General features: G+C 40.1%; 10 protein-coding genes. 7 read left to right on the top strand and 3 right to left on the bottom strand.

Translation table 11 applies throughout. The features are described 5' to 3' along the window. Nucleotides 1-45: 45 nt before the first annotated feature. Nucleotides 46-1,809, top strand: a complete 1,764-nt coding sequence (locus FEE42_RS02705) for an AAA family ATPase (RefSeq protein ID WP_164027658.1) — start codon at nt 46-48, stop codon at nt 1,807-1,809. A gap of 182 nt (nt 1,810-1,991) precedes the next feature. Beyond that, nucleotides 1,992-2,525 carry a bifunctional 3-hydroxydecanoyl-ACP dehydratase/trans-2-decenoyl-ACP isomerase gene (gene fabA / locus FEE42_RS02700; RefSeq protein WP_059366431.1) on the top strand — a complete coding sequence of 178 codons (534 nt, stop codon included), beginning with the start codon at nt 1,992-1,994 and terminating at the stop codon, nt 2,523-2,525. Between the two features lie 111 nt (nt 2,526-2,636). On the opposite strand, the gene ybaK is transcribed toward fabA, so the two are convergent. Beyond that, nucleotides 2,637-3,116, bottom strand: coding sequence for a Cys-tRNA(Pro) deacylase (gene ybaK, locus FEE42_RS02695; protein ID WP_059366430.1), 480 nt, complete (start codon nt 3,114-3,116; stop codon nt 2,637-2,639). Nucleotides 3,117-3,173: 57 nt separating this feature from the next. On the opposite strand from ybaK, the gene FEE42_RS02690 reads away from it, so the two are divergent. From FEE42_RS02690 to FEE42_RS02680, 3 genes are read left to right on the top strand one after another with little or no spacing between them, the layout of a single operon-like run. Beyond that, complete coding sequence (locus tag FEE42_RS02690; protein WP_164027657.1) at nt 3,174-4,127, top strand: oxidoreductase; 954 nt, start codon at nt 3,174-3,176, stop codon at nt 4,125-4,127. A 15-nt stretch (nt 4,128-4,142) separates the two neighbouring features. Then, nucleotides 4,143-5,438, top strand: a complete 1,296-nt coding sequence (locus FEE42_RS02685; RefSeq protein ID WP_164027656.1) for an NCS2 family permease — start codon at nt 4,143-4,145, stop codon at nt 5,436-5,438. Between the two features lie 60 nt (nt 5,439-5,498). Beyond that, complete coding sequence (locus FEE42_RS02680; protein ID WP_164027655.1) at nt 5,499-5,855, top strand: DsrE/DsrF/TusD sulfur relay family protein; 357 nt, start codon at nt 5,499-5,501, stop codon at nt 5,853-5,855. Nucleotides 5,856-5,884: 29 nt separating this feature from the next. On the opposite strand, the gene FEE42_RS02675 is transcribed toward FEE42_RS02680, so the two are convergent. Continuing rightward, the gene (locus FEE42_RS02675) at nt 5,885-6,088 is read right to left on the bottom strand and encodes a YnbE family lipoprotein (RefSeq protein WP_059366426.1); all 204 of its coding nucleotides are present in this window, start codon (nt 6,086-6,088) and stop codon (nt 5,885-5,887) included. Further along, the gene (locus FEE42_RS02670) at nt 6,072-8,807 is read right to left on the bottom strand and encodes a YdbH family protein (RefSeq protein ID WP_164027654.1); all 2,736 of its coding nucleotides are present in this window, start codon (nt 8,805-8,807) and stop codon (nt 6,072-6,074) included. The genes FEE42_RS02675 and FEE42_RS02670 overlap by 17 nt, the downstream gene beginning before the upstream one ends. A 134-nt stretch (nt 8,808-8,941) precedes the next feature. Between FEE42_RS02670 and recB the strand changes: the two genes are divergently transcribed. Both recB and recD read left to right on the top strand, forming a co-directional pair. Next, complete coding sequence (gene recB, locus FEE42_RS02665) at nt 8,942-12,568, top strand: exodeoxyribonuclease V subunit beta (protein WP_164027653.1); 3,627 nt, start codon at nt 8,942-8,944, stop codon at nt 12,566-12,568. After that, the gene (gene recD / locus FEE42_RS02660) at nt 12,568-14,526 is read left to right on the top strand and encodes an exodeoxyribonuclease V subunit alpha (RefSeq protein ID WP_164027652.1); all 1,959 of its coding nucleotides are present in this window, start codon (nt 12,568-12,570) and stop codon (nt 14,524-14,526) included. The genes recB and recD overlap by 1 nt, the downstream gene beginning before the upstream one ends. Nucleotide 14,527 lies beyond the last annotated feature (1 nt).

The raw sequence follows: 14,527 nt of genomic DNA, 5'->3' as shown, positions 1-14,527 counted from the left end.
CAAATGTGCGATAATGCGACCAATTTTACTAATGAGAAATTGCCAGTGAGTTCATCTTTCTTTCAAGAACAATCCCTTAATTGGGAATCTCTACAACCCCTGTTAGCCTATACCGAACACCCCTCTCAACCCCTTGATTTTTGGGCTTTACAACCAAATACCAAAAACGCCCTTTCTTTGTTTTTGCGTAATCCAAATCGCTCCCTTATGGTATTAAAAGCTGATGATCAGGTAGATTATGCCTCTTTGCTTATTCCATTAATACGACAAATGTTACCTAAAGAGCGGTCGATTTTTGGGGTAAATTATATAGTGGAGCAAGGGGATTCCTTCTCATTTCCTCGTATTGAAGTTGAGCCTGCTCAATCGTTGGAAGATAATTTTGCCGCTTCAGGTGAAGTGCTAAGTGCATTGCATTGTGATCCGTTCCGGCTCTTTGGTAGTGTCAGACTGCATTCTAGCTCGCAAGATATTCAACTTCATCCGGGCTTAATTCACCGTGCAAATGGAGGCGTACTGATTTTGAGTGCGTCAACATTATTGGCACAATTTGATTTATGGCAACGTTTAAAACATATTTTACAAACCAAGCGTTTCGATTGGTATTCTGCGCATCCTTTTAAAACACTACCTTGTGAAATTCCAAGTTATCCGCTTGAGACCAAAGTAATTGTGTTAGGCAATCGTACGGAACTCGCCACATTAGGGGAGTTGGAAGAAAATTTATACAATTTTGCGGATTATGCCGAAATTGAAAGTTATCTTTCGGTAACTGATGTTGATGAACAAAAAAATTGGGTCGGCTATGCTCATGGTGTCGCTGAGGAAAATCAGCTAGCTTTGGATTTTTCAGCATTAAATAAATTGTATCAATTCCTTGTAAGGGAAAGTGAGAATCGGTTTTTAATTAATGCTTCGCCTGCTATCTTGAAGAATGTATTACTTAATACAGCGACACTAGCACAAAAAAACTCACTAAGTGCGGTTGATTTTGAAGCATTTTTTCAACAGCAAAGGGTACAACACAGCTCTTTAAAAGAGCAAACCTATGCCGATATTCTCAATGAACAGGTTTATGTCGAAACAGAGGGGGAGATTGTCGGGCAGATTAATGGTTTATCTGTGATTGAATATCCCGGTACACCGGTGGTATTTGGCGAGCCGTCACGGATTAGTTGTGTCGTGCAATTTGGCGAAGGGGAAGTGGTCGATGTCGAACGTAAAAATGAACTTGCCGGAAATTTACACGGTAAAGGAATGATGATTGCACAGGCCTGTCTGTCGAATATTTTAGAATTGCCTTCTCAGCTACCGTTTTCCGCCTCTCTTGTTTTTGAACAATCCTATGGTGAAATTGATGGCGACAGCGCATCGTTGGCAATTTTTTGTGTGCTTGTCAGTGCCTTGGCTGAATTGCCTTTGCCGCAACATATTGCGATAACCGGTTCGATTGATCAGTTTGGACTGGTTCATGCGGTAGGTGGGGTAAACGACAAAATTGAGGGATTTTTCACGATTTGTCAACGCCGAGGACTCTGCGGAAAGCAAGGGGTTATTATTCCGGCTACAACCATTCAGCAACTGAGTCTTTCCGATGAAGTAGTAAGTGCGGTCAAAAATGGCGAGTTTTTTATTTTTCCGGTCGAAGATATTTATCAAACCTGTGAATTGATCTTCCAACGTGATTTATTGGAAGAGGAAAATAAAATTTACGAAGATCGTAAAACCCCGATTTCCCGCCTTATCCGGCAGCGAATTGATTTTCGTACGGAACCGCCGAAAAAAGGTTTATTTAATTTTTTTCGGTGATTATAAATTGAGAGCGAACAAATGTTCGCTCTTATTTTTTATATCATGTCTATGATTCCTTCATTACAAAACTGATCGGACAAGTTCAGCTAACAAGTGTTATCTGTTTACAGTCTTTCTTATTCCTTTTAGAATGCTTAATATCAAGGTTTGTTGAAACAAAATAAATTGAAGGAAGAAAAATGCAAAACAGTTGTACACTAAATAAAAAAGAAAGTTATAGCTACGAAGATTTACTTGCATCCGGTCGTGGTGAATTATTTGGTGATGAAGGGCCGCAACTTCCCGCCCCAACGATGTTAATGATGGATCGTATTGTGAAAATGGAACAAGAGGGCGGTTCTTTTGGAAAAGGCTATATTGAGGCTGAATTAGATATTCATCCGGATTTACCTTTTTTTAGCTGCCATTTTATTGGCGATCCGGTAATGCCGGGGTGCTTAGGCTTAGATGCTATGTGGCAATTAGTCGGTTTTTTTCTAGGTTGGATCGGCGGTAAGGGAAAAGGGCGTGCGCTCGGTGTTGGAGAAGTCAAATTCACCGGTCAGATTTTACCCACAGCAAAAAAAGTGATTTATCGTATTAATATAAAGCGGGTGATTAACCGTAAATTAGTCATGGGAATGGCTGATGGGGAAGTCGAAGTCGATGGACGCATTATTTATACCGCTACGGATCTGAAAGTCGGGTTGTTTCAAGATACCTCTACTTTTTAATAGTCAGAAATCGATAAAAATATCGGTTATAGCAATTTAAAGCGATAGAATACGCTTAATTGATTTTGGGGGACAAGCTAATAGCTTGTCCTTTTTCATTATTCCCAATTCTTATTCTTCATCAATAATATCCACAAACTTAGCATTCAATAAATTGGCTAAATCTCTAGGGGCAAGTTCCACACTTAATCCTCGTTTTCCTCCGGAAACATAAATGGTCTCAAATTTAAGTGCGGTTGAATTTATAACTGTTTTTAAACGTTTCTTTTGTGCGATGGGGCTAATTCCCCCTAACAAATATCCACTGCTTTTTTGCGCAGCGTCTTTGTCTGCCATTTCGAGTTTTTTGACGTCAATTGCTTTGGCGGCTTTTTTTAAATTCAGCATATCGGATGTAGGTAACACAAAACAGGCTAGCTTTTTTTGATCGCCGTTCTCGGCTACAAGTAAGGTTTTGAAAGAACGATGGGGATCTATACCTAATTTTTCCGCCGCTTCTTCGCCGAAATGGGTATTATTGGGATCGTGCTCGTAAGTATGAAGAATAAAAGGAATTTTTTGTTTTTTAAGTAAATCGATTGCCGGTGTCATTTTATTTTTAGCCCTTTTTTTGTAGAATGGGGCGCTTATTTTATAGCGGAGAAAAAAATGGATGCAAGCCTAAATATTGCCATTGCGGCAGAATTTGAATTATGTGAGAAAATTGCTGAAGCTCTTGAAGAAAGTAAACTAACGATAGGTCGCATATCAATTGTAGAAATTTCCCCTTTTGATGAAGAACAAAGTGTGCGTTTTAATAATAAAAGCGTTGTACAGCGTTCTGTGCAAGAAATGGATTGGTCTGAGGTTGATTACCTCTTTTTTTCCGGTGATGTTGAACAATTAGCCGCTATTGCGATTGCTGCTGAAAGCGGTTGCGTAATCATAGATATGAAAGGCGTGTGTGCCGCACTTTCCAATGTACCTGTTGTCGTACCGACAATTAATGAGGGTGATTTAGTTGAATTAAGACAACGTAATATTGTGAGTTTGCCGGATCCTCAAGTTAGCCAACTTGCTTTAACGATGTCTCCGGTATTGCAGACAACCAATATTACTCAAATTTTTGCGACTTCTTTGCTTCCTGCTTCTTATCAGAACGGTGAAACCGTCAGTAAATTAGCAGGACAAACAGCACGTTTGTTGAATGGTATCCCGTTAGATGACGATGAAAAGCGGTTAGCATTTGATGTCTATCCACAAAAAACAATGACGTTGTCAGAGCAATTTCAAAAGATTTTTCCTCAATGCCATTCTGTGCTATTTCATGCTGTGCAAGTACCGGTATTTTATGGCATGGCACAAAAAGTAACCGCACTTTGGGATTATGCGGCGGATTTCCAACCGCAAGATAATGAACTTTTACAATACCATGACACAAGTATTAGTCCGGTAATAAATGGGGAAATAGAAAGCGGGGAAACACAGGTAAAATTACATATTCATCCGTTAAGTGCGGTTGAAAACGGCATTGAATTTTGGACGGTAGCCGATGATCAACGTTTTAATCTTGCTTATCTTGCCGTCAAATTACTCGAAGCTATTTATCATCAAGGTTATTAATTTTAAGGAACAATTATGTTAGAACGAGTTTTTAAGTTGCGTGAAAAAGGTTCAACCACAAAAACTGAAATTATTGCGGGTATCACCACCTTTTTTACTATGGTTTATATTGTATTTGTTAACCCCTCAATACTGGGTGATGCAGGAATGGATAAACAAGTTGTCTTTGTTACCACTTGTTTAATTGCCGGTATTGGGACAATGGCAATGGGGTTATTTAGCAATTTGCCGATCGCACTTGCACCGGCAATGGGGTTGAATGCCTTTTTCGCTTATGTGGTTGTTGGGAAGTTGGGCTATTCTTGGGAAATCGGAATGGGAACCATTTTTTGGGGTTCTGTCGGTTTATTCGTCCTAACGCTTTTACAAATTCGTTATTGGTTAATGGCATCCATTCCGTTAAGTATTCGCGTAGGAATTGGAGCAGGGATTGGTTTTTTCATTGCATTAATTGGTTTTAAAAATATGGGGCTTGTGGTGGCTAATCCGGCTACCTTAGTGGCACTCGGTGATTTGCATGATCCTAAAGTGTTACTCGGTGTACTTGGTTTTTTCATTATCGTTGTATTGGCTGCCCGTAATATTTTTTCCGGCGTATTGATTTCTATTGCGGTCGTCACGGGGCTTGCACTTTGGTTAGATGAATCGGTAATGTTTCACGGTGTGATTTCAATGCCGCCGGCATTAGATGCCGTCGTCGGTAAAGTAGATATTACCGGTGCGTTAGATACTGCATTGCTAGGTATTATTTTCTCATTTTTATTGGTAAACCTATTTGATTCTTCCGGTACATTATTAGGGGTAACTGACAAAGCAGGCATTAGCGATGAAAAAGGACGTTTCCCAAAAATGAAACAAGCCCTATTAGTTGATAGTGTCAGTGCGGTAGGTGGTTCTTATATCGGCACTTCTGCAATTAGTACCTATATTGAAAGCGGTGCGGGTGTGTCGGTTGGGGGGCGCACGGGATTAACCGCTGTGACCGTCGGCGTATTATTCTTACTCACCATTTTCTTTTCACCGCTTGCCGGTGTTGTGCCTGCCTATGCAACCGCAGGGGCGTTGGTTTATGTCGGTATCTTGATGGCATCCAGCCTAATTCGTGTGCAATGGGATGATTTAACCGAAGCCGCTCCGGCATTTGTTACCGCAGCCATGATGCCTTTTACTTACTCTATTACGGAGGGTATTGCATTTGGTTTCATCAGCTACTGTATTATGAAAACCTGCACAGGTCGTATCAAGGAGATTAATGCACCGGTTTGGGTGGTTTCACTTTTATTTGTTGCGAAATTTGTTTGGGTGGGATAATTTTATGGGCGAGCGAAAGTTCGCCCTTTTTATATTTGAAGGAAAACTACGAGAGTGATTATGCAGAATATCCTTTTTATTATTCATTCTTCGCCTTATGGCGATGAACATTTTTTTAGTGCATTACGCCTTGCTTTACAGTTACAAGAACAGCATAAAAGTGCGGTCAATTTGAAACTGTTTTTAATGTCGGATGCGGTGAGTGGCGGGCTTGCAAAACAAAACCCGGCGGAAGGGTATCATTTACAGCAAATGTTGGAAATTTTAACCGCACAAGGGGCAGTCGTAAAACTTTGTAAAACCTGTACCAATGCGAGGGGGATCACCGATTTACCCTTGGCGGAGGGCATAGAAATCGGTACATTGGCAGAGTTTGCCGATTGGACGATGGAAGCGGATAAAGTATTAAATTTTTAAGAAATAAGATGGCTTACAGAGGTAAGCCATTATTTTTTATCGCTTTCCGCCATTACAGCTTTGGTTTTTTCATCCATTGTGACATTAATATTATGATCCACCACCACATTCATATTAATTGTGATGCCTTCTTTTGGGGTATCAAGCTGAATAGTCGGGGTGCAACCCGTCAGTAAGCTAAAAGCTACACAGATAAATAAAAAGTGCAGTCGATTTTTAACGTGTTTTTTCATGTTCTAAATCTTGATAAAGCCGATATTGTAAATTTTGTTCAAATTGCGCACCGTAGTCTATCATATTCCATAATTCGAACATATTTTCTTGGTGATGATAGTTTAATGTAATCGGTGCATGGTTTGGATTATTGAGGTTGAAACCTTTAATGCTGGCACGTAAATTCATTTGCCCGTTCGGGGTAAGATGAATATTTGCATAGGCGTTTTGAAGCTCCATTTCTTTTAATAAATTAACCAGAATACTTTCGGTCAAGCCGCCTTTTTTCAATCCGTTAGCTACCTCATCATTCAGTTTAATTCGCATTTTGTCGGCTTGTTGTAATGTGCCGTCACAAATTAAACAGGCTGAATGATTGAGCCAAAAAGGCAAGGTCGCATTCACAAGTCCTTCCAAATGAATTTGATTATACTGTGCCATTGTCATGACCTGATTGAGATCAATATTACGGAAGGTTAACGTTGCAATTTGATGTTGTGGAAAATTAAGTTTGTCTATGGTTAATTCACCGTCAAATAAACCGATTTTTACATCACTCAATGTAAGTGGTTTGGCGTGAGAATTCGGATAAATACCGAATAAATTAAATGTTGCGTCATTCAGCCATAATGCCCCTTTGCGCATATTGCGAACAGAAACTTTAATCGGATTATTTGCTGAATTTTGTAAAACATTATTCTGATAATTAACTGGAAAACGAATGTCCAGATCTTTAATTTCACCATCAGGAAAGGAAAGACCGACGTGATAAAGTCGTACGTCCCCTTTCATCGTAATTCCTTGATGATCGATATTGAAATTGCTCGCGCCTTTAATATGCCCATTATGAATTAACCAGCCCCATTGTTGCGGAAAAAGCGATTGGAATATATTTGCTGATTGTTTTTTCCAACTGATATTGCCTGTTAGCCTTTGATTTTCATAACGGGCGAACAGATCAATAGGGCCTAGCGTACCCGCCTTTAGATCGCCGGCAATATTGAAACGTTCGATACTTTCCCCATCAATACCGATGCCAAAAACAGGTTGAGTGAAACCGCCGCCGTAATCAAAGTGAATCCGGTCGCTTTTGACTTGTAATAAACCGCGGATATGGGATTTCTCGTAATCCCAATACAAACGATCTTTTAGTTCTAGCGAGAGCGGCGCCATTGTTATGCCATTTGTCCGAATTTTATCGGAATAGGCGGTAAGCTGATTTAATTCAATATGATCGCCGTTCCAAAAGCCGATACCTTGTAGTTTTATCGGTGTGTTTAAGGTATTCCAATAAGCGCTACCGTTAATTATCCAATCCCAGCGGTTATTCGCATCCTGTTCGGCATCGTGTAATTTTTGTTGTGGATCGCGTAATTCAAAGATGGTTTTGATCCCTGCAATAAATTCGTCCGCTTCGCCGTCCAATTTTAAATCGATAGCGGAAAATTGCGGTGTGAAACCTTTTAAGCTTGCTTGTAATTGACCGTTTAAGCCGTATTTACCAATTTGTATTTGATCTAATGGCAAGCGAACATGAATATTGGTATCTTGTTGTTGATTATCCATTTTAAAAATCGAACCTTCGTTAAAACGCAGTAATGGATCAGCAAATGAACCGCCCAGATGATAAGTTAAATTTGTTTGTGCCACCGTATTGTTATAGCGTAAATCGCCTCGCGTTTTTAAATTAAAATGAATCTGATCTTGGTTTTCGCCACCGCCAATTTCGCCATTTTCGCCGGAAATCACAATCTCGCCTTTTCCATACTCACCAAAAGTTTGTACGATAATATTGGTATCAATACCAAAGGGAAGCCAACCTTTTGACGGCGTACGTAGAGACAAGCCTAAAAAGCCTTTGATCGGCTGATAACCGTCAAATGTCCAATAAAAAGTTCCCCACGAAATGTCTAGTCCGTTCTGTGTAAAAATAAACGGCACATCCAACAATGGTGATTTACGCGTGAGATCTTGTGCTTTAATCACGCCCTTTTCTCCCTGCCAAGCAAGGTTTGCTTCCCCGTGATTAACAGAAAAATTGGGGTTTTGCCATGTGAAGGTGATTTCACCTTTTGGCTGCATTTGCAGAATTTCATCATTTAATTGAAGGTTAAAATGAGATTGATAATGTTGTTTCTCTTCCGGTTGATAATCGGTTTTACCTTGCCAAATGAAATGGTTATCCTGTGGGGAAAGGGTTGATTGATGTTGTAATATTAATCCTTTCTGATTTCGGGCGGAAAAATTGAGTTGAAATTGATCGTGGCGACGCTTGACCGTTGCTGAAATATCGGCATTGAGAAGATCATGAAAAAGAGGCGGAACAAGCTCATCGGCATTTAAGAGTTGAAACTGTTTAACATTGATCTCAAAGATTGGCATGGTCGCAAAAAGTGCGGTCAATTTTACCGGTGTTTTGTTGTTGCGACTTGGCATATTTTGAATGCAAGCGTTATCGACAGATGCCTTTTCAACGATTAAATGTGGTGAAAACCAATTATTAAGTTGAATCTTGTGAAGATTAGCCAGCGTACATGTTCCGACCTTGATTCGCAAAGCAGGGAGTTTCAAACCTCCACTATTTAGCGCCCAATCATCGGATAATTGCACGGAATAGTCAGGCGCAAGGAAATAATTTATCGTCCGTTCAAGTTGTTTTGAAGAGATCCACCACGGCAAAGAAATTATCCCGATTAAAAATATCAATACCAATAAGGCACAACAACGACCCTTACGCATATTTTTTCAATTATCCTCTTTTTTATCGCGACGTATTGTAACGAAATAATCACGATTAAAAAATCAATTTATACATAGCCAAACTAATAATTACTCCCTAAAATAATGCCATTTAGTTCCATATTTTCGACCCAATGACAAAATCAACGCCTCTTGACCCCGTCACTTTACCCTTAAACCAAATCAATTTAATCGAAGCCTCAGCCGGTACGGGAAAAACCTATACCATCGGTTCTTTATACCTCAGACTTTTGCTGCAAGCGGGAGAACAGAATTTCTCACGCCCGTTGAATGTGGAAGAAATTTTGGTGGTAACTTTTACGGAAATGGCGACAGAAGAGCTGAAGCAAAAAATCCGTGAACGCATTACGGATGCCATTCAAAAATTGTCTGCTTATGCAGAAACAAAAACGGAAAGTGCGTTTAAAAATGACGAATTTCTGACCGCACTTTCTCGACATATCAATGACCTTACACTTGCCATTCAGCGTTTAAAATTAGCGGAACAAAATATGGATCTTGCCGCTATTTTCACAATTCATGGCTTCTGTCGCCGAATGCTGATGCAATACGCTTTTCATTCCGGCGTTCATTTTAATTTGGAATTGGTGAAAGATCAGTCGGATTTATTGAAACAATTTGCCAATGAATTTTGGCGTGAACATTTTTACCCGCAGCCCTTTGAAATTGCCAATTTTATTGCGCAAGAATTCATATCACCGGATAGCGTATTAGCGGTGCTTAAAAATGATATCGGAAAAGATTTCGATGCGGAATTGGAAAATGCCGATCTGCTAACCTTGTCTCTTGAAAGGCTTTTTAAGAAAGTGGCGGAGCAACGTCATATCCTTGATAAATTAAAACAAACATGGCAAGAAAATGAGCCGGAAATTAAGGATTTCATTGCACAAGAACTTCAAAATAAGCGATTAAACGGCAATAAATATAGGTCTAACAATTTACCCGGTTATTATGCACGGGTAGCGGCTTGGGCAAAGAATACAACGGATCATTCATTAAGCGAAGATATTATAAAATATTTTACGCAATCTGCGCTGAATGCCAACGCGGCAAAGGAAAAACAGCCTAATAGTTCCCCCATTTTAGAAAAATTGGATCGTTTGGCTGAAGAATTTCAACAAACTATTTCTCCCGAATTATTGTACAAACTTATTCTTTACCATTATCGCCAAGGTATTCAGCAGAAACTGCTTGAGTATCAACTTAACCATCAAGAAAAATCCTTTGATGATTTATTGCGATTGCTTTGTGAAGCCCTACAACAAGCACAAGGCGATCAATTGGCGGAAATGATCCGTTTTCAATATCCTTTTGCCATGATTGATGAATTTCAGGATACGGATGCACAACAATACGCGATTTTCTCAACGATTTATCGTGAAAAACCGACTAAAAATAGCGGTTTCATTATGATTGGTGATCCTAAACAGGCGATATATCGTTTCCGTGGTGCGGATATTTTTACTTATCTGAAAGCTGCTGCTCAGGCAGATGAACGTTTCAGCTTAATGAAAAATTACCGCTCGGAACAACGGGTGGTGGAAGGCGTAAACAGATTATTCGATTTTCCTAACTCGCCGTTTATTTATCACAATATTGAATTTACCCCGGTTAATGCAAGAACGGATCATCGTCAATTTTATTTAAATGGCGAACAAGAGCCGGCTTATCGCTTTTATTTAAATGAGGGTGAAAAAACGGATAAAACGGCACTTGCCCGCACCTGTGCCGTTTCTATTCAACATTGGATAAAAAGTGCGGTTGAAAATCAGGCTGTTTTTAAAGGGCTGGGAGACCTACAGGAGAGCAAAATTTTACAAGCAGCGGATATCGCCGTATTGGTGCGTGATAAAAATGAAGCTGCATTGGTTAAAACAGCATTGCAGCAGTTGGGCATTGCTTCTGTTTATTTATCCGATCAAAACAGCGTTTTTGACAGTCGGGTCGCCAAAGAATTAGTACTTGTTTTGAAAGCCTGTTTGAATGTAACGGAACGTTCTATTTTAAATGCTATCGCTACCACGCTTTTTGGTTTAAGTGCCACAGAAATTCATCAAATTCATCATAACGAACAAGATTGGCAACGTTGGGCAGACGGTTTTGCGCAGTACCGACAAACTTGGCAGCAGCAAGGGGTATTGCCAATGCTGCATCGACTTTTACTTGAACAAAAAATTGCCGAGCGTTTGCTCGGGTTGGCGAGCGGTGAGCGTGATTTAACGGATTTTTTACATCTTAGCGAAATTTTACAGCAGGCTTCGACCTTAAATGATAGTGAGGCGGCTTTATTGAGTTGGTTTGAAAAACAAATTCAAGAAGCAATCCGGCAAGAAGCGCAAATTCGTTTGGAAAGCGAGCGTCAGCTGGTGAAAATTGTAACGATTCATAAATCCAAAGGGTTGGAATATGATTTGGTATGGTTACCGTTTTTAGCCGTGCCGAGCCGTGATCCGACAAAATCCGCGAAAAAAGAGATCAATCTCTATTACTCAAAAGAGCGGGAGGGGATGTTGTGGGATATGGAAAATCAGCATTCGACCTTGATTAATCAAGAAACCTTTGCGGAAGAACTGCGTTTGCTCTACGTGGCATTAACTCGGGCAAAATATCAAATGGCGTTCGCTTTACCGACACAATTTGAGAAAAAATGGAATCCGTTACTTTATGTGCTAACCCAAGGGGAAATCGGCGAGAATCCGGTGTTGTCGCAAAGCTATCTCACCGCACCGTTGCTCGAAACATTCGTCAGTCAAATGTCTGGTGGAGTATTGATTGAATCGGCAGAAAAATTAAATAAATTGCCGCCTTTGGTTTTATCTCATCACGAAGACGGGCTTTCGGTTGCGGAATTTTACGGTGAAATCGAACAAAATTGGCGGGTAACGAGTTTTACCGGAATTGAACAGGCACACCGTTGGAAAGATTATCTTAATGAAAGTGCGGTGAAAAATTCCTCTGTTTTTGATGAAACAAAAGATTACGATACACAACTCATATCGGAAAATTCTGCTGAAATATCAACCGCACTTTCTGATGAAAAAAGACAAATTGTTTCTGAGCTTCCACGTGGTACGCACGTTGGTACATTGCTCCATCGGTATTTAGAAAAAAATGAATTTAATGCGCTGAGTAATGTGGCAACAATAGAAAAACTCTGCCAAGAATTACAATTAGACGAATCCTATACTCCTTCTTTACAGCAATGGTTTGAAGACATCGTGCAAACGCCGTTGTCCGAATCCGTTAATTTGACACTAAATGCGTTAGACAAGAGCGATTACATTAAAGAAATGGCGTTTTATTTGGCTATTCGTGATCGTTTTGATGTCGCCGCCTTTAATCGGACATTAAAAAGACACCATCATTTATCGAGTGAGGCGCTACAGTTTGAGGATATTCAAGGCATGGTACGGGGCACAATTGATTTAGTGTTTCGCTATCAGGATAAGTATTATTTGCTGGATTATAAATCCAATTTTCTTGGCGATAAACCACGTGATTATGCCTCGGACAACTTAGAAAAAACGATGTTACATCACCATTATGATTGGCAATATTTACTCTATACATTGGCATTGCACCGTTATTTAAAAACAGCGGATCGCAACTATGATTATGCGCGTCATTTTGGCGGTGTATTTTATCTTTTCCTACGAGGTATGAACGGAGAAACCCAATCCGGCATATTTTTCGATCGTCCCGAGATGCAACTCATCTCTGAATTAGAGGAGATCTTTTGATGTTGAGCCTATTACGAATGCTGAATGAGCAGGGGATTATCAGTTTAGCCGATTACTATTTTGCCAAATTGATCGGGGATAAACAGCCGGCTAATCAGCCTGAAACCGTTAAGAATTTGGCGGTGTTACTTGCCGCACTTTGTAGTTGGCACTATGCGCAAGGAAATACCTGCATTGAATTAGATAAAACATTGGAACGAAATTTGTTCGGCTTGGCATATCGTGTGACCGAAAAAAATTATTTGGCGGAAATTCAGCAAAAAATTAATTATTTGCCCGTAGAACAGTGGCAGGCAGCACTACAGGGGCACATTGCTTTTAGCCAAACTCCACACAGTCAGGCTGCCCCTATGGTGTTTCAATTTAACGCTTTATATTTTTATCGTATTTGGCAAGATGAATATCGTGTGGCTCGATATATTAAAAATACATTGAAAAATAACCGCACTTTAGCGTTTTCCTATGATGACATCCGCCAAAAATTGGCGGTTTATTTCCCATCTAAAGTAGAGGAAAGCGAAAAAATTGGCGCGGTTGATTGGCAAAAAGTTGCGGTCGCGACTGCAATTAAAAGCACCTTTAGTGTGATTACCGGGGGCCCCGGCACGGGAAAAACAACAACGGTTGCCCGTTTATTACTGGTATTGCAAGAGTTATATCAGTATCAATTACACATTAAATTAGTCGCACCGACAGGAAAAGCCGCTTCCCGTTTAGAAGAATCTATTCATCATGCTTTACAGCGTTTGCAAGAGTCTATGGCGTTATCCGAGCGCTTATTGCAATCTATTCCACAAAAAGCCGGCACCTTACATAGTCTGCTTGGAATCAATGCTTTTAACGAGAATACCCGTCATAATGAACATAATCCGTTACAATTGGATGTATTGGTGGTGGATGAAACGTCAATGATTGATTTGCCATTAATGGCAAAATTAGTTAATGCGTTAAAACCGGAAACCCGTTTGATTTTATTAGGGGATCAAGCGCAACTTGCTTCTGTGGAAGCGGGTGCCGTATTGGGGGAATTGGCACAGTGGGCAAACCAACCTTATAGCGATGAACAAGCCGATTATTTGCGCCAAACGACGGGTTATAATGTGCCGAGTGCCGCAATAATCAATCCTATGCGTGATTGTTTATGTCATCTTACTTTTAGTCGTCGCTTTGATAAACATTCCGGCATTGGTAAACTTGCCGAACAGATTAAGCAGGGGAAAGGGGAAGAAAGTCTGGCATTATTCTCGGAATATCCGCAGGAATTGCATTTTAATGGTTTTAATGTCGAACAAGATGATTCGGTCTTTGTGCATCAAGTGGTGCAAAGTGCGGTAGAAAATTATCGCGTTTATTTAACGGCATTACGTGAGTTACAGAGACAGAATAAAGATTTTAATAGTCAGGACGAAAACGGCAAAACCTATGCGGAGATCATTCAATCCCTTTTTAATTCAAGCCGATTTTTGACCGCACTTCGTAGCAGTGCATTGGGGGTAGAAAATCTAAATAAAGAAATCGCGTTAGCCCTCCGTCGTGCAAATCTTATTTGGTTTCACAATGAGCAAGATTGGTATATTGGCAAGCCAATTATGATTACCGAAAACGATCACAATATACGCTTGTATAACGGCGATATTGGATTGTGTTTGGCAAAGGGTAAGGTATGGTTTGGTGATCGTGAAGTATTAACCAGCCGTATTCCTGCCCATGAACCGGCATTTATGATGACGATCCATAAATCGCAAGGTTCGGAATTTGATCACACGCTGATGGTATTACCGACAGAGCCTAATCCTGTACTTTCCCGCGAATTGGTGTTTACTGCGGTAACCCGAGCCAAGAAATCACTCAGGGTTTTTGCCGATAAAAAAATTTGGAAAATGGCCGTGCGCCAAACGGTAAAACGGCAGAGTGGATTAGGTAAACTATTAGAAAATTTCATTCAAACAGGAGACTAAT

This window comes from Rodentibacter caecimuris (genome assembly GCF_010587025.1).
GTDB lineage: Bacteria > Pseudomonadota > Gammaproteobacteria > Enterobacterales > Pasteurellaceae > Rodentibacter > Rodentibacter caecimuris.
Note: the sequence above shows the minus strand (reverse complement) of the source record. Positions and strands in the feature narration are given on the sequence as shown.

Bases quoted from the DNA above. Each gene is read 5' to 3' on its own strand.
- FEE42_RS02680 (WP_164027655.1), top strand. From the start codon at position 5,499: ATGCAGAATATCCTTTTTATTATTCATTCTTCGCCTTATGGCGATGAA.
- recD (WP_164027652.1), top strand. From the start codon at position 12,568: ATGTTGAGCCTATTACGAATGCTGAATGAGCAGGGGATTATCAGTTTA.
- FEE42_RS02685 (WP_164027656.1), top strand. From the start codon at position 4,143: ATGTTAGAACGAGTTTTTAAGTTGCGTGAAAAAGGTTCAACCACAAAA.
- FEE42_RS02670 (WP_164027654.1), bottom strand. From the start codon at position 8,807: ATGCGTAAGGGTCGTTGTTGTGCCTTATTGGTATTGATATTTTTAATC.
- recB (WP_164027653.1), top strand. From the start codon at position 8,942: ATGACAAAATCAACGCCTCTTGACCCCGTCACTTTACCCTTAAACCAA.
- FEE42_RS02675 (WP_059366426.1), bottom strand. From the start codon at position 6,088: ATGAAAAAACACGTTAAAAATCGACTGCACTTTTTATTTATCTGTGTA.
- FEE42_RS02690 (WP_164027657.1), top strand. From the start codon at position 3,174: ATGGATGCAAGCCTAAATATTGCCATTGCGGCAGAATTTGAATTATGT.
- ybaK (WP_059366430.1), bottom strand. From the start codon at position 3,116: ATGACACCGGCAATCGATTTACTTAAAAAACAAAAAATTCCTTTTATT.
- fabA (WP_059366431.1), top strand. From the start codon at position 1,992: ATGCAAAACAGTTGTACACTAAATAAAAAAGAAAGTTATAGCTACGAA.